The organism is Nonomuraea monospora, assembly GCF_039531895.1.
Taxonomy (GTDB): Bacteria; Actinomycetota; Actinomycetes; order Streptosporangiales; family Streptosporangiaceae; genus Nonomuraea; species Nonomuraea monospora.
Window position 1 is genome coordinate 243,206 of sequence record NZ_BAAAQX010000001.1, and the last position, 21,578, is coordinate 264,783.

Genomic DNA, 21,578 nt, shown 5'->3' on the forward strand with positions numbered 1-21,578 from the left:
CTATGTAACCCTCTCTCCTGCCACGTCGCGTCGGCGGCAAACCCTCCGTGTCTGGACGGTTTCACTTCGGTCACATTACTTGACTGTCGGTCTAATAGTTCGCAAGGCTCTCTTGTGCATCGGGGGGCGACAACCACGTCTGGAGCCTTCTCATGGCAAGAGCGCGACGTCTCGCGGCGGCTGGAGCGGCGACCGCCTTCATGGTGGCGGGTGTGAGCATGGCGGTCGGTCTCGGCCCTGCCTTCGCCGACACCGACCCCCAGGTTCCCGGCACCAAGCCCGACTGCACGGTGCACCTGCCCCTGCTCTGCGAAGACCCCCCGGACGCCGGAGACGATTCCTGGTCGGGTGACGCCGAATCCGGCGACTCGTGGTCGACTGCGCCCGTCCCCACCGACTCCTGGTCGGACGCCCCTGCGCCTACCGACTCCTGGTCGGACGCGCCCGAGCCCACCGATTCATGGTCGAACGCCCCCAAGCCCAACGAGTCGTGGTCGAGCGTGCCCATACCTACCGATTCCTGGCCCAGTGGCAGCGCGCCCCCGTGGCGGCCGGCGGGGGAGGACGAGCACCGCGTACCCGAGGGGCATCCCGAGACGGGCGGTGGCGCGCTGGCGGGCGGCGGCGAGCCGGTGTGGCCGTTCGCGGTGGGCGGGGTGGCGCTGCTGACCGGCGCCGGACTGACGGGCTTCGCGGTACGGCGCCGCAGGGATGTCGTCTGACCCGCCCCCGCCCCCGCCCCCGCCTGGGCGTGCGGTGGGGAATCGGGCGGTGCTGGGGGCGGCGGTGGCCGTGTCGGCGGCGGGCGTGCTGCTGATCGCCCTCGGCATCGGCGGCGCGCTCGGCGGAGGAGGCGGCGACACGGCCCCCGCCGCCGTGGCGGACGAGCAGTCCCGGGCGCCGGCAGCGCCGCTCAGGGAGCTGCCCGGCGTGCCGGCGTCCAAGGTGGCCGAGCCCATGCGCGCGGCCCGCCCCACCGCCGTCTACATTCCGTCGATCGGCGTGGCCGCCCCGCTGATGGAGCTGGGCCTGGACGCGAAGGGCGCCATCCAGAACCCGCCGTTCGACCCCCCGAACCTGGCCGGCTGGTACCGCTACGGCCCCGTCCCCGGCCAGCGCGGCGCCGCCGTGATCACCGGCCACCTGGACACCCGGACGGGCCCGGCCGTCTTCGCCCGCCTCAAGGAGGTCAGGCGCGGCGCTCAGGTGCAGGTGCTGCGCGCCGACCGCTCGGTGGCCGTCTTCATCGTGGACAAGGTCGAACACACCCAGAAGCGGAGCTTCCCCGCCAAGAAGGTGTACGGCAAGCTCCGCTACCCGGGGCTGCGGCTGGTGACCTGCGGCGGCGCGTTCGACCGGCAGGCGCACAGCTACGAGGAGAACACGATCGTGTACGCCCACCTCGCGGCCCCGTACTACCCCGGAGGCTAGGTCACGGATCGCGCGGGAGGCCGAGCGCGCGCTCGGCGATGATGTTGAGCTGCACCTCCGTCGTGCCGCCGCCGATCGTGAACGCCCGGGTGGTCAGGATCATGCGGCTCCAGTACCGGTCCGACGGGTCCAGCGACCAGCAGAACTCCGAGATCGCCTGCGCGTGCCGCATGCCCAGCAGTTTGCGCACGGACGGCGCCGCGCCCGGGTCGGCGCCGGCGAGCTGCGACAGCGTCACCCGCAGGCCGAGCGCCGAGATGGCCTGTCCCTCGGCCCACAGGCGGCCCGCCTGCTCCGCCTGCGCCTCCCTGAGTTCGGGCAGCCGGGCGATGAGCCTGACCATGTCGGTGTGCCGCGACCCGGGCCCCCAGGAGTCGCCGAGCGCGACCCGTTCGTGGGAGAGCGTGTCGCGGGCCACCCGCCAGCCCTCGTTCACCGCCCCGACGACCAGGTCGTCCGGCACGAAGACGTCGTCGAGGAAGACCTCGTTGAAGATCTCGTCCCCGTTGATCTCCTTGAGCGGCCTGACGGTGACGCCCGGCGCGGACATGTCCACCAGGAAGTAGGAGATGCCGTCGTGCTTGGGTCTGTCGGGGGAGGTCCGGGCGAGGCAGATGCCCCAGTGCGCGTACTGTGCGAGGGACGTCCAGATCTTCTGGCCGGTCAGCGACCAGCCGCCTTCCACCCGCGCCGCCTTGGTGGCCAGCCCGGCCAGGTCCGAGCCGGCGCCGGGCTCGCTGAAGAGCTGGCACCACACGATCTCGCCGGCGAACGTTCCGGGCAGGAAACGGTCCTGCTGCTCGCGGGTGCCGTACCGGACGATGGACGGGACGGCCCACGCGGCGATCCCGAGGTTCGGGCGGCCGAGGTCGCGGAACTCCTGATGGATGATCACCTGCTCCAGCGGGGTGGCTCCCCGGCCCCAGGGGCGGGGGAGATGCGGCATCATCCAGCCCTCCGCCGCGAGCCTGGCCCGCCTGGCCGCCTGCTCCTCGGCCCGCAGCGAGGCGGCCTCGGCCCTGATCGTGTCCCTGACCTGGGCGGCCTCGTCCGGCAGGTCCGGCTCCATCCGCCGCCGCGCCCCCGCCACCGCCAGCCGCGCCACCTCCCCGGCCCACGGGCCCGGGTCGCCCGCCAGCATGCGGCCGGACAGGGCGCGGCGGTAGTAGCGGTGCGCGTCGTGCTCGAAGGTGTAGCCGATGCCGCCCAGCACCTGGATCGTGTCGGCGGCGCAGCGGACGGCGGCATCGGGCGCCAGCACGGCCGCCACAGCCACGGCCAGCCGCACGTCGTCGGTCAGGCCCGCGCCCTCGGCCTCGTCCAGGGCTCTGGCGGCGTCCCACACGGCGGCCCTGGCCTGTTCCAGCGCCACCAGAGCGCCCGCCACCCGATGCTTGACGCCCTGGAACTGGCCGATCGGCCGCCCGAACTGCTCCCGTACCTTGGCGTGATCGGCCGCCGTCGCCACGGCCCACGCCGCGACCCCGCACGCGTCGGCGCCGAGCAGCACGGCGGCGATCTCCCGTACCGGAGCCGGGCCGATCACCCGGTCGGCGGGCACGGCCCGTACGGTGACGGAGCACAGCGGCCGGTCCGGATCGATCCCCTCCAGCGGGTCGGCGGTGACGTCGGCCCGGTCGAGCACCGCCCACCCGCCGTCGTCCACCGGGACGACGAACAGGTCGGCCTGCGCGGACCCGAGCGCACAACCGGGCATCAGCATGACGGCGGCGGTCAGGGACCCGTCGGCGAGCCCGCGCATCAACGCGATCCGAAAACGCCCGGACAGCCCCCGCGCCCCCACGCTCGCCACCGCACCCGACCCCGCACCCGACCCCGCACCCGACCCCGCGCTGCGGCTGAGGGCCGCTGAGGCGATCACCGTCGGCAGGTACGCCCCCAGCACCCGCCGCTCACCCAACGCCTCCAGCGCCACGCACAACTCGAGCAGCCCGTACCCCTGCCCCCCACCCTCCTCAGGCAGATGCAGCCCCAGCACCCCCTGCCCGGCCAGCGCCGCGTGATCGGCCCCGCGCCCGGCCACCCCCTGGACGGAAGCCGCCAGCGCCACATGCTCACTGCTCAACCCGATGCCCATAGCGCCGACCCTAGAACTTAGTTCGGTCTATGGCCACCAGAAAAATGGTTGGCGATCGGCGGACACGCCCGGTTACGCTCGCTTGCGTCCGTTCGGTGGAACCATCCGGGCCTGTCGTGCCCGTCAAGGAGGGGGATTTATGCCTGGCACCGCGCCCTGCGCGCCTCGCCGTGTCTCAGGCGGATCCTGCCCCTGACGAAACGACCGCCAATCCCCGAAGCATGCCCCGCGAGGCACGCCAGGGCTCCCTTGCTGTCCTGAGTAAGACCATTCCGGCAAGGAGTACCCAGGTTGTCTGCCAACGGCAAACCTCGTTCCATCGCGAGCACCGAGACTTTCCAGTGCGTCCGCTGCGGCCTGACGGTCACCGCGCACGCCCCGGACGGTGTTCGCCGCAACCACTGCCCGAGCTGCCTGCACTCGCTGCACCTGCTCGACGAGTGCCGGTCACGGATGCTCCCGATCTCGATCGCGGTGCTCCGTACGGGCGAGTGGATGCTCATCCACCGTTGCACCCGCTGCGGTGAGCTGACGTCGAACCCCATCTGCGGGGACGACAACCAGCTCATCCTCATGCGCATGGCCGTGAGGCCGCTGGCGCAGCCGCCGTTCCCGCTCGAGGCGTTCGGTGATCTGTGACATGCCCAGGAAAAACCCGGGCCGGGAACGGCCGCAACGGCGCAAGAGGACACACCACGCCGAGCCCGGCGACGCGTTCCGCTGCGTCGGGTGCCGCATGGACGTGCCGATGCTCGCGCCGGGCACCGCGCACCGCAACCACTGCCCGCACTGCCTGACCAGCCTGCACGTCGATCACCGCGTTCCGGGGGATCGGCGGGCGGGCTGCCGGGGCCGGATGGCGGCGCTGAGCGTCACCGTCCGGCGCGACGGGGAGTGGCTGATCATCCACTGCTGCCAGTCCTGCGGGGGGCTCAGCGCCAACCGCATCGCGGGCGACGACAACGCGCTGGCGCTGCTCCGCATCGCCATCCGCCCCCTGTCGGACTCCCGCCTCCCGGTCAGCGCCCTGCTGGCCCTGTGACACCGCCCGCCGGGGCCGCCCGTACGCGGTCCCGGCGCCGGTCATTCGCGCGGCCGTGAGGGGTTAAGCTTGTCCTCGTGACGAAGGAATTCGAACTCACGATCGGTGAAAACCGGATCCTGCACGTCTACGACACGGCCCCGGAAGCCACCGACCACCTCCCGATCCTGTGGCACCACGGCACCCCCAACGTCGGCACCCCACCCCAGCCCCTCTTCGACGACCGTCTAGCCCTGCGCTGGATCTCCTACGACCGCCCGGGCTACGGCGCCTCCAGCCCCGAGCCGGGCCGCACCCTGGCCTCGGCCGCCACGTACGCGACCCACGTCGCCGACGCCTTGGGCCTCGACCGTTTCGCCGTCATGGGCCATTCGGGCGGCGCCTCCCACGCCCTCGCCTGCGCGGCCCAGTTAGGAGAGCGCGTGCTGGCCGTCCTGAGCGTGGCGGCCGTGGCCCCCTATGACGCGGCGGTGCCTGACTGGTTCGCGGGCATGGCGCCCTCCTGCGAGGCTTCCCTGCGCGCCGCCATCCAGGGGCGTGAGGCGAAGGAGGCTCACGAGGCGGCGTCCGCGTACGACCCCGAGATGTTCACCCCCGAAGACCATGCGGCGTTCGAGGGCGAGTGGTCCTGGTTCGACAGCGTGGTCGGCCCCGCCGTGGCGGCGGGCCCGGGAGGTCTGATCGCCGACGACCTGGCCTACGTGACCCCGTGGGGCTGCGACGTCACCGCTGTGACCGCGCCGATCCTGCTCGTCCACGGCGACAGGGATCGGGTGGTGCCGTTCGGTCATGGCGAGTGGCTGGCCCGCCACTGCCCCACTGCCGAGCTCCGCGTGTCGCCCGGTGACGGCCACATCTCGGTCCTGCCCTCGTCGGGGGCGGCGGCCGTGGAGTGGCTCGCCACGCAAAGCCGCCGCCGATCACGCTGAGGGCCGTCCGGGCCAGGGTGACCAATCGCCGAAGTCCAGCCGCAACGCCCGGGTGATCAGTCGTCCGGGGAGTCCAGCCGCAGCGCCAGGGTGACTGATTGCCGATGCCCAGGTGGTCAGTCGCCGGAGTCCGAGCGCAGCGCCTGGGTGGTCAGTCGCCGGAGTCCAGCCGCAGCGCCCGGGTGAAGTCGGAGATGGCTTCCTCGTGCCGATCCAGCTCCTGCAAGATCTCCCCCCGCACCCGGAACGCCCACACATAGTCGGGATCCAGCTCAATGGCCGCGTCCAGATCCCGCAACGCCCCTTCGTTGTCACCCAGCTCACTCAGCACCGCCCCCCGGCTCCCGAGCGCCCGATCGTTCCCAGGCTCCAGCTCCAGCGCCCGGTTGAGGTCGGCCAGCGCCTCCTCGTACCGGTCCGCCATGCGCAGCGCCTCCCCCCGCCGGCTGAGCGCGCGCACGTAGTCGGGGTCGGCCTCCAGGGCCTTGCCGTAGTCGTCGATGGCCTCGCTGTAGAGCTGCATCCGCTGGTAGAGGTCGCCGCGCGCCACCCACGAGTAGGCGAGCTCCTCGTTCAAAGAGATGATCTTGGAGTGCTCGGCGAGCGCCTCGTCCAGCCGGTCCAGGTCCACCAGGGCGTCCGCCTTGGCCTCCAGGATCCACAACGAGTCGGGCGCGAGGGTGAGCGCGTGCTCGAAGTCGTCCATGGCCTCGTCCAGGCGTCCCATCGCGGCGTAGGTCTGGCCGCGCGAGCCGAGCGCGTACGCGCTGTCGGGCTCCAGGCGCAGCGCCTCGCCGAAGTCCTCCAGCGCGGCCTCGTACCGCTCGATCACGCGGTGGCTCTCGCCGCGCAGCCGCCAGGCGCGGGCGTTGTCGGGCGCCAGCGCGATCGCCTCGGTCAGGTCGGCGATGGCGGCGTCGTGCCGCGACAGCGCGATGTACGATTCGGCCCGGCTGCGCAGCACCGAGGCGCGCGACTGGGCGGCCGCCTCGGACAGCTCGGAATGGTCCTTGATCCCCTCGCTCATGAGGCGTAAATCTATCCAACTAAATCTGGATAATGGCCGCCTTTTCGCGGGTGTACTCCAGGACCGAATCGTGGCCGTAGCCGCTGTCCTTGACCCCGCCGAACGGCAGCCCGGGCGGCATCTGCCTGAAGGTGTTGACCCACACCGTGCCGCTGCGCAGATCCCTGACGAACCGGTGCGCCCGCCCCAGGTCACGGGTCCACACGCCGGCCGCCAGCCCGTACGGGGAGTCGTTCGCGATGGCCAGCGCCTCCTCCTCGGTCGAGAACGGGAGGGCCACCGCCACAGGGCCGAAGATCTCCTCCTGGCAGACGCGCAGCGAGTTGTCCTCGCTCGCGTACAGCGTGGGCGCCACCCAGTAGCCCCCGGGCAGCGCGGGCACCACGTCCGCGCCGGTCCGCGCGCCGAAGACGAGCCGCGCGCCCTCCTTCTCTGCCAGCTCCAGGTACGACGTGACCCGCTCGTACTGCCCGGCGGACACGATCGGCCCCATCGTGGTGGCCAGGTCGAGCGGATCCCCGAGGACCAGCCCGGCGCAGGCCCGCTCGATGCGCCCGAGCATCTCCTCCCAGATCGAGCGGTGGATGAGGATGCGTGAGCCGGCCACGCACACCTGCCCGGCGTTGCCGGTGTAGACGGAGTTCACGGTGACGCCCTGGGTGGCGGCGTCCAGGTCGGCGTCGGGGAAGACGATGTTGGGCGACTTGCCGCCCAGCTCGAACGTCATCGGTTTGAGCGCGTCGGCCGAGGCGCGGGTGATGGCCTGGCCGGTGGCGGTCGAGCCGGTGAGGCTGATCTTGCCGACGCCGCGGTGCCGTACGAGGGCGTCGCCGACCTCCTCGCCCAGTCCGCTGACGATGTTCAGCACCCCGGGCGGGAACACCTCCGCCAGCAGCTCGCCCAGCCGCAGCACCGACGCGCTGGCCTGCTCGGCCGGTTTGACGATCACCGTGTTCCCGGCGGCGAGCGCGTAGGCGGCCTTGGCGGAGAAGGTCGAGATGGGGGAGTTCCACGGGATGATGCAGACCGCCACTCCGTACGGCTCGCGCCGCGTCAGCCCGAGCGTGTCCGGCCCCAGCAGCACGGTGTCGCCCTTGACGGCGTCGAGGCACTGCCCGGCCGCGAGCTGCCACAGGTGCGCCATGCCCGGCAGGTCCCGTTTGAGGGTGTCGCGCAGGATCCGCCCGTTGTCGCGCGTCTCCAGCCTGGCCAGCTCCTCGGCGTGCCGGGCGAACACGTCCGAGACCTTGCGCAGGACGTGCGCCCTGGCCAGTGCGGGCAGCGCCGACCAGGCGGGGAAGGCGCGCCCGGCCGCCTCGACGGCCGCCTCGGCCTCGGCGGCGCCGCCGGCCGGGATCGTGGCCCACGCCTCGCCCGTGGCCGGGTTGACCGTGTCCATCGTGCGGGTGGCGGGGACCAGCTCGCCGCCGATGAGGTTGCGGAACTCAGACATGAACCAAGCATATGCTTGCTCAAATTGGCGGGCCAGCCCCAGAGATCAGCAAACCGTACGCATGGCGGCGAAACACCCGGGCACAAAGGCACAAAGGGTGGTGGCTATGGCGCGCGGATTGCTCGGCCGGTTGGCGTACGGCTCGCGGTACGACCGGGTTCCCTGGGGTCAGCGAGTGTACGTCCGTCCCGGCGAACGGCTCATCCGGGAGGCGCAGTGGCGCCTGCTCCTCAGGCAGCGGCCGGTCCTGCCGCTCGCCGCGTACCAGCGGCTGCGGCCCCTGGGCGAGATCGAGGAGTTCCTGAGCTGCATGATGTGCGGGGAGTCCCGCCAGCAGCCGCTCTTCACCCCGGCCGGCGGCGCGCCCGGCTCCAGGGGCTGGCGCTATCACGTCGTACGCTGCCCGTCCTGCGGCTTCCTCTACCGCAACCCCAACGTCCGCCCCGAACGCCTCGGCGACCTGTACGCCACCGGCTACAGCACGTTCCTGACCGGGAAGTACGCCGCCAACCGGCAACGCCGCTACGACCTGACCATGAAGTCGTTCGCCCCGGTCTTCGACGAGGGCAAGGAACGGCAGCTGCTCGACTTCGGCTCAGGCGTCGGGCTGTTCCTGGAGCTGGCCGAGCGGCGCGGCTTCGACGCCTACGGGGTGGACCTGTCGCCGGAGTCGGTCGAGCAGGCCAACCAGCGGCTCAGCAAGGCCCGCACCTACTTCGGCGCGCCGGGTGACGTGCCGGAGATCGCCGCGGGCGGCTTCGACGTGATCACCCTCTGGTCGGTGCTCGCGCACCTGCCGAGGCCGCTGGAGGACTTCCGGCTCTTCCGCCGCCTGCTGGCGCCCGGCGGGGTGCTGCTCATCCTGACGGTGAACGCGCGCTCGCTGCTGCTCAAGGCGTACGGGGCGGGCTGGAGCGGCTTCACCAAGAACCACCTGATGTTCTACTCCTCCGAGACCGTGCGCACGCTGCTCGGCCGGAGCGGCTTCGCGGGCGTGGCCTTCGCCCCGCACTACGGCGACACGATCGAGGCCGGCACCACCAAGCTGCCCCCGGGCCTGGTCACCAGGCTGCGCCGCAACGTGGAGCAGAGCGATGGGGGCAACATGATGCGGGTGCTCGCCTTCGCCGACGAGGAGGCGATCGGCCGCTGGGGCGGCGGCCCCCTCACGGTCCACCGCCTGCACGCCTGACCCTCCGGGGCAGCGTGGCACGCGGCGGAACCTGACGCCTGCACGCCTGACCCTCCCCGGCGGCGTGGCACGCGGCGGAACCTGAAGGAACCGCGATGTCACGCCTCAGGGGCAAGGCGCCGCTCACCCCCGACCGGCGCTTCGACCCTGGGAGATCACCTTGTCCACCACCATTCTCGCGGGCCGCCGCCGGACGCTCCTGGCCGCCGCCGGCCTGGCCACCGCGCTGACCGCGGCCCTCACGCTCCACCCCGCCACGGCCAGTAGCGCCACCATCGACACCACCATCGACACCATGGCCGCGCAGGGCGCCGTCACGACGCCGAGCCAGGCGTGCGCGGGACCGTTCGAGGCGGGATCGAAGGACATCGTCGCCGCGAGCGGATCGGCCTTCCAGTTCAACTCGTCCGGCGTGCCCATCGGCGTCCCGGCCAACTTCGAGCTGCGGCGCGGCGACCCCGGCACGGACTTCTTCACCGCCGCCAAAGTGGTGAAGCGGGAGACCACCGACTTCTTCTCCGTCTCCGTACAGGCGGGCGACCCGCTCCTGCCCGGCGCGTTCTGGGTGTGCCTCACCGCGGCCATCGGCCCCACGCCCGCGCGCGTCCCCGTCAACTACCGGCTCTTCCTCGGCAACGGCCTCCCCGCCTGAAAGGAGCGATCATGTCCGTTACCTGCGACCTCAGGCGGATGGCCACGGCCGCGGCGGCGCTGGCCGTCCTCCCCGCCGTCCTCCTCGCGCAGCCCGCGACGGCCGCCCCCTGCTACGGCGACTGCCAGCCCGGCGTGGTTCGCGGCTTCGGTGGCGTCAAGTACGACGCCACCGTGGGCGCCGCCGACCAGATCACCATCAGCGTCGACGGCGGGTTCTTCGTGCTGACCGACCCCACCGGCACCATCGCCACGGGCACCGGAGGCTGCACCGTGGTGAACCCGCACGAGGCGCGCTGCCCGATCGGGCCCGGCCCGGTCGTCGCCGTACGCGGGCTCGACGGCGACGACACCATCACCAACGCCACCGCCTACGCCGCGCGCCTGGTCGGCGGCAAGGACGACGACCGGCTCACCGGCGGGTCCGGCGACGACGAGCTGATCGGCGAGGCGGGCGCCGACGTGATCCAGGGCGGGGGCGGCTCCGACACCGCCGTCTACCCGGCGACCCCGAGCCTGACCGGCGTCCGCGCCGACCTCGACGGCGCGACCGGCGACGACGGCAACCTCGACGACGGCCCCGCAGGGGCCAGGGACAGCATCGCGGCGGACGTGGAGAACCTGCGGGGCAACCAGTTCGACGACGTGCTCATCGGCAACGCGGGCCCGAACGTCCTCGACGGCAGCGGCGGGCGTGACCAGGTTCAGGGGCTGGGCGGAGACGACCGGCTCACCGCCAGGGGCGGCGGCACCCTCGACGGCGGCGGCGGCTCCGACCACTGCACGTCCGACCTCAGGCTGTCGGCGGACGGCTCACCGGCCGACACGTTCACCGGCTGCGAGGCCACCGAGGTCCTGAGGCCGTAGCCGAGACCGGCGGCATCGCGACGCGATGCCGCCGGTCCTCTACACCTCGGGCACGCCCAGATCGGCGCTCTCCGACGGCTTGCCCAGCGCCGGATCCAGCTCCTCGATCAACCGCCGCACCAGCGCGGCCCGCCGCACCCGCTCCCTGCCCAGCTCCTTGGGCACCGCCCCGAGATGCCCCCCGGACGGGTAGATGTTGGGCGCGTTGCGCAGCCCCATCTTCAGGTAGACGGGAGCGGCGGCCCGGACGATCTCCACGGCCTCGTAGAACCGTACGAACCCACCCTGATCATCCGGCACCTCCAGGTAGAGGTCGATCGGCAGCCCGGTGGCGGCCCGGATCTCGGCGAGCTGCGGGACGGTCAGGTCGGTGCCCACGTTGACGGTGGTGGCGCCGAGCCGCTCGTACACGGCGGCCGTGGGCCCGTTGGTGAGCGGCATCAGCACCGACGTCTTCAGCACCAGGTTCGCGGGCAGCGTGCCGTCCGCCTTGAGCGCGCGCAGCACGTCCAGGGTGCCGAGGTCGCCGACGAGCAGGCTGCGGATGCCCAGCGAGCAGGCCCGCAGCGCGTCCGCGACGCACGCCGCCACCATCGCGTTGCCGCGCGCGGCGGCGCCGACGGCCTGGGTGAGCTTGGCCTGGCCGCCGGTGTCCCAGGCGGCGCGCGGCCCGAGGAACAGGTTGACCTCCATGCGGCGCTCGGCCCCGATGCGGGCCATCCGGGTGATCTCGTCGTCGGCCAGCATCATCACGCCGCTGCCCTGGGAGGTCCTGGCGACGGGCACGCCGAGCCGGTCGGCCTCGGCGACCACGGCCTCCAGCACCTCTGGCCCCTCGACGCTGGGGATCTCGAAGCGGTACGGCGCCCCGTCCGCGAAACCGGACGCCGCGGGCGCGGCGGTCGCCACCACGGGGTGCCCGAGGCGGGCCATCAGGGCGTGGAGGCCGGCAAGGCTGGTCATCAGGGGGTCTCCTCGTCATAGATCACTTCGGCGCGCCCGAGCGTGGTGCGCCGGCCGGTGTCGTCCTCGCCCCACAGCTCCAGCTCTGCCCGGTTCCCGTCCGTCGATATCACCCGCCCCCGGCACGTGTGCGCCCGGTCCCTGAAGTCCATCCCGCGGTAGCTGACCTCCAGCACGGCCAGCCGTCCCCGCCCGCCGAGCCATCCGGTGACGAGCCGCCCCAGGTAGGCCGCCTTGAGCAGCCCGTGCACGGCCAGCTCCGGATGGCCGAGCGAGCGGGCGACATCGAGGTCGTAGTGCATCTCGTAGAAGTCGCCCGAGGCGCCGGCGTACTCGACGAGCCTGCGCAGGGTCGTGGTCTCGGTGAGGATCATTTTCTGATCCGCGTGCCGACGTGCCGGACCACCAGCTCGCCGTCCGGCCGGCGGAACTCCGTCTCGAACGTGAGCAGCGCCATCGGCCCCGCCCTGCCGCTCTTCTCTGCCACGCCGGTGAACCGGGGCCGGGAGACCAGCACGTCGCCCTCGCGCAGCGGCGCGTGGTACTCGAACCGGTCCCCGCCGTTCAGCCAGCCTTCCCCGTACGAGGCCGCGGCCGGCAGCGACGGCGGCTCGTCGAGGAAGCACGCGGTGAACGTGGGCGGCACCTCGCCGGAGGTGTCGCCGATCGCGTGCCGGTAGAACTCCAGATGACGCCGCTCGACGACGTCCTCCCGCGCGGGGCCGGTCCAGCCGACCGCCTCCTGGAGCGCCTCGATCATGTCTCTCCTTCCCTGACCCGCTTCAGCCAGGCCAGCGACTCGGGGGAGTGCCCGCCGACCCGGTCCTCGATGCCGTCGAGGAACGTCATGTCGCCGTGGCCGGCCAGCTCCCGGTGCACGGCCTCGGGCGAGCCGGACTCGATCACCTCCAGCAGGCGGCGGTGCCGCCGCCAGTCGTCCACGAGGGATTCGTCGGACGCCCTGGCCTGCCGGTTCATGCCCATGCAGAGCAGCATCTGGAGCTGGATGGAGCGGTAGGCCTCCTCCAGCCGCCGGTGCCCGGACAGCCCGATCACGGAGCTGTGGAACTCGACGGCGTGCTCCAGCACCCCCATCCAGTCGCCGGCCCGCGCGCAGGCGCCGTGCCGGTCGAGCGCGGCGTGGCAGCGCTGGAGCCGGGCCGGCTCGCGGACGGGGACGCCGAGGTCGACGGCCATCCGCTCCAGCTCCCGCCGCAGCGTGACGATCTCGTAGATGTCGTGCAGCGTGAGCTGGGTGACGAACGCGCCCCGCCGGGGGAGCTGGGTGATCAGTCCCTGCTGCTCCAGCACCCGCATGGCCTCGCGCAGCGGCGGCCTGCTGACGCCCAGCTCCTGGGTGAGCTGGTTCTCCACCACCCGGTCGCCCGGCTGCAGCCTGCCGCTGAGCAGCATGCGCATCAGTGCCTCGGTGGCGAGCTGGACCATGCTGGGGGGTGCCTCGATGCGCATGTCGGGGTCTCTCTCGTACGAAGGCGGTCGGTGTCTGCCGCCATAGTGCCGAAGAACTTCCGGCGGAACTCTTGTCTAGCCCAGTTGTCTTCTGTAGACAATAGACCAACCCCGCCGGAAGTGAGGTTTTCGTAACATATGAACCCCTTGTCCGGAATTCGAGTGGTCGAGGTCGGCGCCTTCATGGCCGCCCCCTTCGCCACGATGCAACTGGCCGACCTGGGCGCCACCGTCATCAAGGTCGAGAACCCCCAGGGCGGCGACCAGGTGCGCGCCATCGGGCCGTTCACGGCCGGGCACAGCTCCCCGTTCGCCCGCCTCAACCGCAACAAACGCTCGATCGCCCTCGACCTGAAGTCCGAGCAGGGCGCCGCCGCCTTCCGCCGCCTCGTCCAGGACGCCGACGTGCTGGTGGAGAACCTGCGCCCCGGCGCCATGCGCAAGCTCGGCCTCGGCTACGACGACCTGCGGCGGCTCAACCCGCGCCTGGTGTACGTCTCCGCCTCCGGCTGGGGCCAGGACGGCCCCCTCGCGCACCTGCCAGGCCTGGACATCATGGCCCAGGCCCGCGGCGGCCTGATGAGCGTCACCGGCATGCCCGACGGCGACCCGGTCAAGGTCGGCGTGCCCATCGCGGACCTGGTCTGCGGCCTGTACGGAGCCCTCGGCGCCGTCTCCGCCCTCCAGGCCCGCCACACGACGGGTCAGGGCCAGCATGTGGACGTGTCGCTGCTGGAGTCGGCCGTGTCGTTCGCCATCTGGGAGGCCGGCAAGTACTTCGCCACCGGCGAGGTCGGCAGGCCCCTCGGCTCCGCCCACCAGAGCACCGCCCCGTACCAGGCCATCCGCACCGCGGACGGCTGGTGCACGGTCGGCGCCGTCACCCCCAAGACCTGGCAGGGCCTGTGCGCCGCGCTCGGCCTGCCCGAGCTGCTCGCGGACGAGCGGTACGCCGACGCCCACGACCGGCACGGCCTGCGCCACGAGCTGATCCCCGCCATCGAACGCGTCACCGCCGCGCGCACCACGGCCGACGTCGTGGCCGCGCTCGACGCCCATGGCGTGCCCTGCGCGCCCATCTCCGACTACTCCCAGGTGTTCAACGACGAGCACCTCGGACAGCGGCGGTTCTTCTGGGATGCCGAGCATCCCGAGATGGGCCCCGTCCGCCAGCTCGGCTCGGCCATGCGCTTCTCCGGCACCCCCACCAGGCGCGGCCCCGCCGGGCCGCTGCTCGGCGCGGACACCGTCGAGGTGCTGCGCGAGTGCGGCCTGACCGAGCAGGAGATCGACCGGCTGCTCGCCGAAGGCGCGGCGGCCCAATCCCCCACCCCCTTGGAGAGCTCATGAGCGAGCGACTGACCCCGGGTGTGAGCGCGAGCCTCACCTGGGTCGTGGCGGAGCGCCACTGCACCCGCCGCGGCGACCACGACATCTTCTCCACCCCCAACCTGGTCCACCTGATCGAGGACGCCGCCATCGAGGCCCTGGCCCCCTACCTGGGCGAGGGGCAGGGCAGCGTCGGCAGCAAGGTGGAGATCGCGCACGTGGCGCCCACGCTCAAGGGCGGCGAGGTGACCGCGACCGCCACCGTGACCGAGGTGGACCGGCGGCGGGTCACCTTCTCCGTCGTCGCCGAGGACGCCAACGGGAAGGTCGGCGAGGGCACCCACGAGCGGTTCGTCATCGACCTCGACAAGTTCGCCGCCAAGCTCCAGGGGCTGACGTCATGAGGGCACTGCTGGCCGCCGCGCTGCTGCTCGGGGCGGCGGCCTGCGGTGCCAACGCCGACACGCCGGGGGGCGCGTGGAAGCCGCGCGGCGACGTCCGCATGATCGTGCCGTTCGCCGCGGGCGGCGGCAGCGACCTGGCGGGCCGGGCCATCGCCACCGCGCTGGAGAAGGCCCAGCCCGGCCTGACCGTCACCGTCGAGAACCGCGACGGCGGCTCGGGCGCGGTCGGCTACTCGGGCCTGCTCGGCAAGAAGGGCAACGGCAACTACCTGATCGCCACCGAGAACGCCATCCTGTCCCTGCCGCTCAGCGGCCAGGTCTCCTTCACCCGCGAGGACTTCACGCCCGTCGCCAAGCTCGCCGAGGACGGCGGCATCGTCGTGGTCAAGAAGGACTCGCCGTACCAGACGTGCACGGACGTGGTCAACGCGGCCAAGGCCGGACGCGTCAACGTGGGCATGTCCGGCGCGTACGGCGTCGACAACGTGATCTTCACGATGATCGAGCAGAAGACCGGCGCGAAGTTCCAGCGGGTGCCGTTCGAGTCGGGCGGCGAGCTGGTGCCGGCCGTGCTCGGCGGCCAGATCCAGGCGGCGCTGCTCAACCCCGGCGAGGTGATCGGCCAGCTCAGGTCCGGCGACCTCAAGGGCCTGTGCGTCACCACGGACCAGCGCTACACCTACCCCGAGTTCTCCGCGCTGCCCACGGCCAAGGAGCAGGGCATCGACGTCTCGTACGTGCAGTTCAGGGGCTTCCTGGCGCCGGGCGGGCTGGACGGACGCGAGCGCGCCTACTGGGAGAGCGCCGCCAGGGGCGTGACGAGGACCGCCGAGTTCCAGAAGTGGCTCAAGGACAACTACCTGCAGCAGGCCGAGCTGTACGGCGACGACTTCCGCGACTACCTCGCCCAGCTCGACACCGCGCTCGCGCCGGTGCTGAAGAAGACGTCATGAGAGGGCTGATCCGGGGCGAGGGCGTCGTCTGGGCGCTGCTCGTCTGCCTGTCGGCCGCCATGGCGGGCGCCTCGTTCGGCTACGGCGTCACCAAGGACGGCGGCGAGGTCGGCCCTGGCTTCCTGCCGCTGGTCGCCGGGGTGGCGCTGGCGCTGCTGTCGGCCGCCTGCCTCCTGCGGTCGGCCCGCCGGGCCGCGGAGGCGGACGGGGCGGATGGGGCGGACGAGCCGGACGAGCCGGACGAGGTGGATCCCGCGCGGATCAGGACGCTCTGGACCGTGTTCGGCCTCCTGCTGGTGGCGCTGCTGCTGGTGCCGCTGACCGGGTTCCTGGTGGCGTTCGGGCTGCTGGTGTTCGCCGTCTCCGCGTTCGTCGAGAAGCAGCCGATCGTCCCGGCAGCCGCGATCGCGGTCGCCGCCACGCTGGTGATCTACGCGGTGTTCGTGCTGTTCCTGGCGGTGCCGCTGCCCGGCGGCCTGCTCGGGGTCGGAGGCGACGGCTGATGCTGGACAACCTGATCATGGGGTTCGGCGCCGCGCTCACCCCCGCGAACCTGCTGTGGTGCTTCGTCGGCGTGCTCGCCGGCACCGTCATCGGCCTGCTGCCGGGCCTCGGCTCGACGACCGGCGTGGCCGTGCTGCTGCCGCTGACGCTCTCGTTCGAGCCGCTGACCGCGCTGATCATGCTGGCCGGCATCTACTACGGCGCCCAGTACGGCGGCACGATCACCTCCGTGCTCATCTCCACGCCCGGCGAGGCGGCCAGCGTGGTCACCGCGATCGACGGCTACCAGATGGCCCGCAAGGGCCGGGCGGGCGCGGCGCTGTCGATCGCCGCCATCGGCTCGTTCGCCGCCGCCATCGTCTCGCTGCTCCTGCTGGTGGCCATGGCACCGCCGTTCGCCAAGCTGGCGCTCGACTTCGGGCCGCCGGAGAACCTGGCCGTCATGGTCCTCGGCCTGACCACCATCGTCAGCTTCTCCTCGGGAGCCCGGCTGCGCGGCCTGGCCATGGCGGTGCTCGGCATCCTGCTGGCCACCGTCGGCGTGGACGCGGCCACCGGCCTGCCCCGCTACACCTTCGGCGACGTGGACCTGCTGTCCGGGCTGCCGTTCGTGCAGGTCATGATCGGGCTGTTCGCGGTGGGGGAGGTGCTCTTCCAGATCCGCCAGGGCGCCGCCGCACCCATCAGGGCCCGCTTCAAGGACCTGATGATCACCAGGGAGGAGCTGTCCCGCTCCAAGGGGGCGATCGCCCGGGGCAGCGTGATCGGCTACCTGCTCGGCTGCCTGCCGGGCGCCGGTTCCACGCTGGCGTCCTTCCTGGCGTACGGGGTGGAGAAGCGCGTCTCGCGGCACAAGGACGAGTTCGGGCACGGCGCGATCGAGGGCGTGGCCTCGCCGGAGAGCGCCAACAACGCCGCCGCCAACGCCAACTTCGTGCCCACCCTGGCCCTCGGCATCCCGGGCGGCGCGACCACGGCCGTGCTGCTGGGGGCGTTCATGATGTACGGCATCCAGCCGGGGCCGCTGCTCTTCGAGGAGCAGCCGGAGCTGGTGTGGGGGCTGCTGGCCTCGTTCTTCATCGGCAACGTGCTGCTGCTGGTGCTGAACCTGCCGCTGGCGCCGCTGTTCGCGCAGCTCCTGCGGATCCCGTACGGCTACCTGTATCCGCTGATCCTGGTGACCAGCTTCGTGGGGGCGTACTCGATCGACAACAACATGTTCAGCGTCTGGGTGGTGTTCGTCTTCGGCATCGTCGGATATTTCATGAAGAAGTTCGACCTGCCGATGGCGCCGCTCGTGCTCGGGCTCGTCATCGGGGCGCTGTTCGAGAAGGCGCTCGTGCAGACGTCCGCCATGGGCGGCGGCGACCTGACGATCATCTTCACCCGGCCGATCGCGCTGGTCGTGCTCCTGCTGGCCGCCCTGCTGCTCGCCGGGCCTTCCCTGGTCAAGGCACTGCGTAAGAAGGAGAAGGTATGAGCGAGCTGCTCGTCACCGCCGACGGACCCGTGCTGCGCGTGACGTTCAACCGTCCCGCCCAGCACAACGCGCTGACCTGGGCCATGTGGGACGGCCTGTACGACGCCTGCGAGCGCGCCGACGCCGACCCGTCCGTCAGGCTGCTCACGCTGTCGGGCGCGGGCGGCAGGGCCTTCGTCGCCGGTACGGACATCGCCCAGTTCTCCTCCTTCACCGACGGGGACGACGGCATCGCCTACGAGCGCAAGGTCCAGCGCGTCATCGACCGGCTGGAGCAGGTCAGGGTGCCCACCGTGGCCGTCGTCGAGGGGTACTGCGTGGGCGGCGGCCTGGTCGTGGCCGCCGCCTGCGACCTGCGGCTGTCGGTGCCCGGCTCGCGCTTCGGCGCGCCGATCGCCAGGACCCTCGGCAACTGCCTGTCCATGAACACCTACTCCCTCCTCGTGCACCACCTCGGCCCGGCCAGGACCCTGGACATGCTGCTGCGGGCCCGCATGTTCACCGGCGAGGAGGCGCACGCGGCGGGCTTCGTGGCCGAGCTGTGCGAGCCGGACGCGCTGGCCGCCCGGCAGGCCGAGGTGGAGGAGCGGCTGCTGTCGCACGCGCCGCTGTCGATGTGGGCGGCCAAGGAGGCGGTGCGGCGGCTGCGCGTGGCGAACCTGCCGGACGGCGACGACCTCGTGGCCACGGTCTTCGGCAGCGCCGACTTCCACGCCGCCGTCCCCGCCTTCCTCGCCAAGGAGAAGATCACCTGGCAGGGGCTCTAGGATCGGGGCATGCAGCTCGCCCCCGGTGTCCACGTCGCCATCACCGACCGCAACGGAGGCGTCAGCGCCCCGCCGTACGGCACGCGCAACCTCGGCGGCCTCGTCGGCGACGACCCGGCGAACGTGCGCGCCAACCGCGAGGGCGTCAGGGCGGAGCTGGGCGTGCGGGCCGTGGTGTTCATGCGCCAGGTCCACAGCGCCGACGTCGCGTACGTGAGCGAGCCGTTCGGCGACGACCCGCCGCCGCTCGACGGCGTCTTCACCACCGAGCCCGGCCTGGCGCTGGCCTCGCTCGGGGCCGACTGCCCGGCGGTGCTGGTGGCCGACCCGGTGGCCCGCATGGCCGGCGCGGCGCACTCCGGCCGCCCCGGCACCGAGGCGGGCATCGCCACGGCGCTGGTCGAGGCGATGGCGGCCAAGGGCGCCGAGCCGGGCAGGATGGTGGCGCTGATCGGCCCCGGCGCGTGCGGCCGCTGCTACGAGGTGCCCGCCGACCTGCGCGAACGCGTGGCGTCCCGGGTGCCCGCGACCTGGTCCACGACGTCGTGGCAGACGCCCGCGCTCGACCTGCGCGCGGGGATCGAGGCTCAGCTCAGGGCGGCGGGGCTGGCCGACGTGCGGCACGACGCGCGCTGCACGATCGAGGCGCAGGAGCTGTACTCCCACCGCAGGGAGCAGCCCGGCGGCCGGTTCGCCGGGCTGATCTGGCTGGCCTAGCTCTTCCCCCGGTTGCCGTTGAAGATCGCGTTCACGATGATCACGCCGATCCAGATCGGGATCACGTAGGACGCCTCGCTCCCGGTCAGGATGACGGCGAGCGTGGCCCCCGTGGCCAGCACCAGCGAGACGATGGCCAGGGCGAGCCGCTGCCCGTCGGCCACGTTCTGGTTGACCGGCCTGGCCTTGGGCGAGGTCTTGGCCAGCCGCTCGTCCACCCGCCGGTCGATCTCCTGCCCCATCTTGTCGAGGAAGGACTCCACGATCTCGTTCTCGTACTCGGGCCCCAGATCCCGCCGCGCCGACACGGCGGCCCGCAACTCATCCCCTGTACTCATATGTCGAGATATAACGGGATGTATCGCTAACGGGCAAGGATGTCGTCAAGGTTGTAACTAACCGGACGCTCCAACTGCTCATAGGTGCACGATTCGGGCGTACGATCCGGCCGCCACCGCCGGAACTGCGCCGTGTGCCGGAACCGATCACCCTCCATCTGGTCGTAGGCCACCTCGACCACCAGCTCCGGCCGCAACGGGATGAACGACAGGTCCTTCTTGGCGTTCCACCGCGACACCGCCCCCGGCACCCGCTGCCCGCCCGTCGCCGGCCCGGCGGCCGGCTGGCCCACGTTGGCCTGCGCCTGCTCCGCCCAGTGCCCCCACGGATGCTCGCCCAGCTCCGCGAGGTACGGCTTGATCTCCTCGACCAGCTCGGCCCTGCGCTTCATCGGGAACGAGGCCGCCACCCCCACGTGGTGCAGCCGCCCGTCGTCGCCGTACAGGCCGAGCAGCAGCGAGCCCACGATCGGCCCGGTCTTGTGCTCGCGGTAGCCGCAGATCACCACGTCGGCGGTGCGCTCGTGCTTGACCTTGAACATCGTGCGCTTGTCGGGCACGTACGGCTGGTCGCCCGGCTTGACGATGATGCCGTCGAGCCCGGCCCCCTCGAACATCTCGAACCATTCGAGCGCCTGGTCGTAGTTGGTCGTGACGGGCGTCAGCCGCACGGACCCGGCCTTCTCGCCGAACAACCCCACCAGCCGCGCCCGCCGCTGCGCGAACGGCGTCTCCATCAGCGACTCGTCGCCCAGCGCCAGCAGGTCGAACGCGACGAACTGCGCGGGCGTGCGCTCCGACAACATCGTCACCCGAGACTTGGCCGGGTGGATGCGCTGCTGCAGGGCGTCGAAGTCGAGCTGCGAGCCCATCGGCAGCACGATCTCGCCGTCGATCACCACCTTGTCGGGCAGCTCGGCCCTGACCGCCTCGACCAGCTCGGGGAAGTAGCGGGTGAACGGCCGCTCGTTGCGGCTGCCCAGGTAGACCTCGTCGCCGTCACGGAAGATGATGCAGCGGAACCCGTCCCACTTCGGCTCGTAGAGCAGCGTGCCGTCCTGCTTCGGCATCGCCTTGACCGGCTTGGCCAGCATCGGCGCCACCGGTGGCCGCACCACCAGGTTGGGCACCGGCTCCGGCTCCTCCGCCACCTCCGGCGCGGTCGGCTCGTCGGTCATGGCTGTGCTCCCTCGTCGTCCCCGTGAACGGCCCTCGTGTACTTGCAGAAGAGGACGCCATCCTCCTCCAGCACCTGGCTGAGATCCAGTGCGACCTGCGCGGGCTCGCCGTTCTGGATGCGCGCCGCGCCGCCGCCGACCAGCAGCGGGCTGATCGACAGGCACAGCTCGTCGACCAGGCCGGCCGCCGAGAGCTGGGCGTTGATGCGCGGCCCGCCCTCGCACAGCACCTTGGTCAGCCCGCGCTGGTGCAGCTCGGCCACGGCCCGCCGCATGTCGACGCCCTCCTCGCCGGCCACGATCAGGTCGGCGCGCTTGGCCGCCTCCTTGCGCCGATCGTGCGGCGCCGCCTCGCAGGTGATCACGATCGTCTTGCTCGGCGCGTCGCAGAACAGGTCGCCGTCGAGGTCGAGGGCGAGGCTGCGGGTGATCACGGCGATGGGCGGCACCTCGGGCCGCCCCTGCCGGATCTCCGCCCAGGTGTCGCGCGGCGGGACGGGGCCATACCCCTCCTTGCGCACGGTCGCGGCGCCCGCGACGATCACGTCGGCCAGCCCGCGCAGGAGCTGGAAGACGCGCTTGTCGCCGGTGCTCGACAGCGGGCCGGAGCGCCCCTTCAGCCAGGCCGCGCCGTCGGCGCTGGCGACCATGTTGAGCCGCAGCCAGGGCCGGTCCTCGGGGTAGGCGTAGGCCTGCACGATATCCGGATTGTCTTGTATGTCGGGATGAATGCGCCGCACCCCTCTACCTTGGCACACGCCACCGACATTCCATCAGCCAGGGGT

At 72.0% G+C, this 21,578-nt stretch carries 25 protein-coding genes; 15 read left to right on the plus strand and 10 right to left on the minus strand.

Annotation, left to right across the window (positions count from 1 at the left end):
* Positions 1-152: 152 nt before the first annotated feature.
* Both ABD331_RS01105 and ABD331_RS01110 read left to right on the plus strand, forming a co-directional pair.
* Positions 153-722, plus strand: coding sequence for a hypothetical protein (locus ABD331_RS01105; RefSeq protein ID WP_344470227.1), 570 nt, complete (start codon positions 153-155; stop codon positions 720-722).
* 49 nt (positions 723-771) lie between these two features.
* Entirely contained in the window at positions 772-1,431 is a 660-nt protein-coding gene (locus ABD331_RS01110) for a class F sortase (protein ID WP_344470228.1), read from the plus strand.
* A 1-nt stretch (position 1,432) separates the two neighbouring features.
* On the opposite strand, the gene ABD331_RS01115 is transcribed toward ABD331_RS01110, so the two are convergent.
* Entirely contained in the window at positions 1,433-3,529 is a 2,097-nt protein-coding gene (locus ABD331_RS01115) for an acyl-CoA dehydrogenase family protein (protein WP_344470229.1), read from the minus strand.
* A 291-nt stretch (positions 3,530-3,820) separates the two neighbouring features.
* Here ABD331_RS01115 and ABD331_RS01120 point away from each other — a divergent pair, with 291 nt between their 5' ends.
* The 3 genes from ABD331_RS01120 to ABD331_RS01130 all read left to right on the plus strand — a co-directional run bounded on the left by ABD331_RS01120 (position 3,821) and on the right by ABD331_RS01130 (position 5,500).
* Positions 3,821-4,168, plus strand: coding sequence for an RNHCP domain-containing protein (locus tag ABD331_RS01120; RefSeq protein ID WP_148434356.1), 348 nt, complete (start codon positions 3,821-3,823; stop codon positions 4,166-4,168).
* A gap of 1 nt (position 4,169) precedes the next feature.
* A complete protein-coding gene (locus tag ABD331_RS01125) occupies positions 4,170-4,571 on the plus strand; it encodes an RNHCP domain-containing protein (RefSeq protein ID WP_344470231.1) in 402 nt (133 codons plus the stop codon).
* Positions 4,572-4,648: 77 nt separating this feature from the next.
* Positions 4,649-5,500 carry an alpha/beta fold hydrolase gene (locus tag ABD331_RS01130; protein ID WP_344470232.1) on the plus strand — a complete coding sequence of 284 codons (852 nt, stop codon included), beginning with the start codon at positions 4,649-4,651 and terminating at the stop codon, positions 5,498-5,500.
* 151 nt (positions 5,501-5,651) lie between these two features.
* Here ABD331_RS01130 and ABD331_RS01135 read toward each other — a convergent pair whose 3' ends face one another.
* Both ABD331_RS01135 and ABD331_RS01140 read right to left on the minus strand, forming a co-directional pair.
* Positions 5,652-6,527, minus strand: a complete 876-nt coding sequence (locus tag ABD331_RS01135; RefSeq protein WP_344470233.1) for a tetratricopeptide repeat protein — start codon at positions 6,525-6,527, stop codon at positions 5,652-5,654.
* A 19-nt stretch (positions 6,528-6,546) separates the two neighbouring features.
* On the minus strand, positions 6,547-7,980 hold the full coding sequence (locus ABD331_RS01140; protein WP_344470234.1) for an aldehyde dehydrogenase family protein: 1,434 nt from the start codon (positions 7,978-7,980) through the stop codon (positions 6,547-6,549).
* Between the two features lie 106 nt (positions 7,981-8,086).
* Here ABD331_RS01140 and ABD331_RS01145 point away from each other — a divergent pair, with 106 nt between their 5' ends.
* The 3 genes from ABD331_RS01145 (at position 8,087) to ABD331_RS01155 (ending at position 10,690) form a co-directional block, all read left to right on the plus strand.
* Positions 8,087-9,172 (plus strand): class I SAM-dependent methyltransferase, encoded by a 1,086-nt coding sequence (locus tag ABD331_RS01145; protein WP_344470235.1) that lies wholly within the window; start codon positions 8,087-8,089, stop codon positions 9,170-9,172.
* Positions 9,173-9,332: 160 nt separating this feature from the next.
* The gene (locus tag ABD331_RS01150; RefSeq protein WP_344470236.1) at positions 9,333-9,824 is read left to right on the plus strand and encodes a hypothetical protein; all 492 of its coding nucleotides are present in this window, start codon (positions 9,333-9,335) and stop codon (positions 9,822-9,824) included.
* Between the two features lie 11 nt (positions 9,825-9,835).
* Positions 9,836-10,690 carry a calcium-binding protein gene (locus ABD331_RS01155; RefSeq protein WP_344470237.1) on the plus strand — a complete coding sequence of 285 codons (855 nt, stop codon included), beginning with the start codon at positions 9,836-9,838 and terminating at the stop codon, positions 10,688-10,690.
* Between the two features lie 39 nt (positions 10,691-10,729).
* Here the strand turns inward: ABD331_RS01155 and ABD331_RS01160 are convergent, their stop codons facing one another.
* The 4 genes from ABD331_RS01160 to ABD331_RS01175 are packed head-to-tail and all read right to left on the minus strand — an operon-like array spanning position 10,730 to position 13,123.
* A complete protein-coding gene (locus tag ABD331_RS01160) occupies positions 10,730-11,653 on the minus strand; it encodes a U32 family peptidase (protein ID WP_344470238.1) in 924 nt (307 codons plus the stop codon).
* Entirely contained in the window at positions 11,653-12,027 is a 375-nt protein-coding gene (locus ABD331_RS01165; RefSeq protein ID WP_344470239.1) for a MaoC/PaaZ C-terminal domain-containing protein, read from the minus strand. Before ABD331_RS01165 ends, ABD331_RS01160 begins: the two co-directional genes overlap by 1 nt.
* Positions 12,024-12,413, minus strand: coding sequence for an FAS1-like dehydratase domain-containing protein (locus ABD331_RS01170; protein WP_344470240.1), 390 nt, complete (start codon positions 12,411-12,413; stop codon positions 12,024-12,026). Before ABD331_RS01170 ends, ABD331_RS01165 begins: the two co-directional genes overlap by 4 nt.
* The gene (locus tag ABD331_RS01175) at positions 12,410-13,123 is read right to left on the minus strand and encodes a GntR family transcriptional regulator (RefSeq protein WP_344470241.1); all 714 of its coding nucleotides are present in this window, start codon (positions 13,121-13,123) and stop codon (positions 12,410-12,412) included. The genes ABD331_RS01170 and ABD331_RS01175 overlap by 4 nt, the downstream gene beginning before the upstream one ends.
* Before the next feature lie 138 nt (positions 13,124-13,261).
* On the opposite strand from ABD331_RS01175, the gene ABD331_RS01180 reads away from it, so the two are divergent.
* From ABD331_RS01180 to pgeF, 7 genes are read left to right on the plus strand one after another with little or no spacing between them, the layout of a single operon-like run.
* The gene (locus ABD331_RS01180; protein WP_344470242.1) at positions 13,262-14,473 is read left to right on the plus strand and encodes a CaiB/BaiF CoA transferase family protein; all 1,212 of its coding nucleotides are present in this window, start codon (positions 13,262-13,264) and stop codon (positions 14,471-14,473) included.
* Positions 14,470-14,856, plus strand: coding sequence for a thioesterase family protein (locus ABD331_RS01185; RefSeq protein ID WP_344470243.1), 387 nt, complete (start codon positions 14,470-14,472; stop codon positions 14,854-14,856). The genes ABD331_RS01180 and ABD331_RS01185 overlap by 4 nt, the downstream gene beginning before the upstream one ends.
* Positions 14,853-15,809 (plus strand): tripartite tricarboxylate transporter substrate binding protein, encoded by a 957-nt coding sequence (locus ABD331_RS01190; RefSeq protein ID WP_344470244.1) that lies wholly within the window; start codon positions 14,853-14,855, stop codon positions 15,807-15,809. The genes ABD331_RS01185 and ABD331_RS01190 overlap by 4 nt, the downstream gene beginning before the upstream one ends.
* Positions 15,806-16,312 (plus strand): tripartite tricarboxylate transporter TctB family protein, encoded by a 507-nt coding sequence (locus ABD331_RS01195; protein ID WP_344470245.1) that lies wholly within the window; start codon positions 15,806-15,808, stop codon positions 16,310-16,312. The genes ABD331_RS01190 and ABD331_RS01195 overlap by 4 nt, the downstream gene beginning before the upstream one ends.
* Complete coding sequence (locus tag ABD331_RS01200) at positions 16,312-17,793, plus strand: tripartite tricarboxylate transporter permease (protein WP_344470246.1); 1,482 nt, start codon at positions 16,312-16,314, stop codon at positions 17,791-17,793. Before ABD331_RS01195 ends, ABD331_RS01200 begins: the two co-directional genes overlap by 1 nt.
* Complete coding sequence (locus ABD331_RS01205; RefSeq protein ID WP_344470247.1) at positions 17,790-18,560, plus strand: enoyl-CoA hydratase/isomerase family protein; 771 nt, start codon at positions 17,790-17,792, stop codon at positions 18,558-18,560. Before ABD331_RS01200 ends, ABD331_RS01205 begins: the two co-directional genes overlap by 4 nt.
* A gap of 9 nt (positions 18,561-18,569) precedes the next feature.
* The gene (gene pgeF, locus ABD331_RS01210; protein WP_344470248.1) at positions 18,570-19,277 is read left to right on the plus strand and encodes a peptidoglycan editing factor PgeF; all 708 of its coding nucleotides are present in this window, start codon (positions 18,570-18,572) and stop codon (positions 19,275-19,277) included.
* Here pgeF and ABD331_RS01215 read toward each other — a convergent pair.
* Genes ABD331_RS01215 through ABD331_RS01225 form a run of 3 tightly spaced genes read right to left on the minus strand, consistent with a single transcriptional unit; the run spans position 19,274 to position 21,491 of the window.
* On the minus strand, positions 19,274-19,615 hold the full coding sequence (locus ABD331_RS01215) for a hypothetical protein (protein ID WP_344470249.1): 342 nt from the start codon (positions 19,613-19,615) through the stop codon (positions 19,274-19,276). The two genes, pgeF and ABD331_RS01215, sit on opposite strands and share 4 nt — an antisense overlap.
* 26 nt (positions 19,616-19,641) lie before the next feature.
* Positions 19,642-20,793, minus strand: coding sequence for an ATP-dependent DNA ligase (locus ABD331_RS01220; protein WP_344470251.1), 1,152 nt, complete (start codon positions 20,791-20,793; stop codon positions 19,642-19,644).
* Entirely contained in the window at positions 20,790-21,491 is a 702-nt protein-coding gene (locus ABD331_RS01225; protein WP_344470252.1) for a pyrimidine reductase family protein, read from the minus strand. Before ABD331_RS01225 ends, ABD331_RS01220 begins: the two co-directional genes overlap by 4 nt.
* Positions 21,492-21,578 lie beyond the last annotated feature (87 nt).

Excerpts from the sequence above, each read along its gene's own strand:
- ABD331_RS01125 (WP_344470231.1), top strand. The coding sequence starts at position 4,170 with ATGCCCAGGAAAAACCCGGGCCGGGAACGGCCGCAACGGCGCAAGAGG.
- ABD331_RS01140 (WP_344470234.1), bottom strand. The coding sequence starts at position 7,980 with ATGTCTGAGTTCCGCAACCTCATCGGCGGCGAGCTGGTCCCCGCCACC.
- ABD331_RS01190 (WP_344470244.1), top strand. The coding sequence starts at position 14,853 with ATGAGGGCACTGCTGGCCGCCGCGCTGCTGCTCGGGGCGGCGGCCTGC.
- ABD331_RS01165 (WP_344470239.1), bottom strand. The coding sequence starts at position 12,027 with ATGATCCTCACCGAGACCACGACCCTGCGCAGGCTCGTCGAGTACGCC.
- pgeF (WP_344470248.1), top strand. The coding sequence starts at position 18,570 with ATGCAGCTCGCCCCCGGTGTCCACGTCGCCATCACCGACCGCAACGGA.
- ABD331_RS01205 (WP_344470247.1), top strand. The coding sequence starts at position 17,790 with ATGAGCGAGCTGCTCGTCACCGCCGACGGACCCGTGCTGCGCGTGACG.
- ABD331_RS01185 (WP_344470243.1), top strand. The coding sequence starts at position 14,470 with ATGAGCGAGCGACTGACCCCGGGTGTGAGCGCGAGCCTCACCTGGGTC.
- ABD331_RS01135 (WP_344470233.1), bottom strand. The coding sequence starts at position 6,527 with ATGAGCGAGGGGATCAAGGACCATTCCGAGCTGTCCGAGGCGGCCGCC.
- ABD331_RS01115 (WP_344470229.1), bottom strand. The coding sequence starts at position 3,529 with ATGGGCATCGGGTTGAGCAGTGAGCATGTGGCGCTGGCGGCTTCCGTC.
- ABD331_RS01220 (WP_344470251.1), bottom strand. The coding sequence starts at position 20,793 with ATGACCGACGAGCCGACCGCGCCGGAGGTGGCGGAGGAGCCGGAGCCG.
- ABD331_RS01155 (WP_344470237.1), top strand. The coding sequence starts at position 9,836 with ATGTCCGTTACCTGCGACCTCAGGCGGATGGCCACGGCCGCGGCGGCG.
- ABD331_RS01170 (WP_344470240.1), bottom strand. The coding sequence starts at position 12,413 with ATGATCGAGGCGCTCCAGGAGGCGGTCGGCTGGACCGGCCCCGCGCGG.
- ABD331_RS01105 (WP_344470227.1), top strand. The coding sequence starts at position 153 with ATGGCAAGAGCGCGACGTCTCGCGGCGGCTGGAGCGGCGACCGCCTTC.
- ABD331_RS01180 (WP_344470242.1), top strand. The coding sequence starts at position 13,262 with ATGAACCCCTTGTCCGGAATTCGAGTGGTCGAGGTCGGCGCCTTCATG.
- ABD331_RS01195 (WP_344470245.1), top strand. The coding sequence starts at position 15,806 with ATGAGAGGGCTGATCCGGGGCGAGGGCGTCGTCTGGGCGCTGCTCGTC.
- ABD331_RS01145 (WP_344470235.1), top strand. The coding sequence starts at position 8,087 with ATGGCGCGCGGATTGCTCGGCCGGTTGGCGTACGGCTCGCGGTACGAC.
- ABD331_RS01200 (WP_344470246.1), top strand. The coding sequence starts at position 16,312 with ATGCTGGACAACCTGATCATGGGGTTCGGCGCCGCGCTCACCCCCGCG.
- ABD331_RS01215 (WP_344470249.1), bottom strand. The coding sequence starts at position 19,615 with ATGAGTACAGGGGATGAGTTGCGGGCCGCCGTGTCGGCGCGGCGGGAT.
- ABD331_RS01175 (WP_344470241.1), bottom strand. The coding sequence starts at position 13,123 with ATGCGCATCGAGGCACCCCCCAGCATGGTCCAGCTCGCCACCGAGGCA.
- ABD331_RS01160 (WP_344470238.1), bottom strand. The coding sequence starts at position 11,653 with ATGACCAGCCTTGCCGGCCTCCACGCCCTGATGGCCCGCCTCGGGCAC.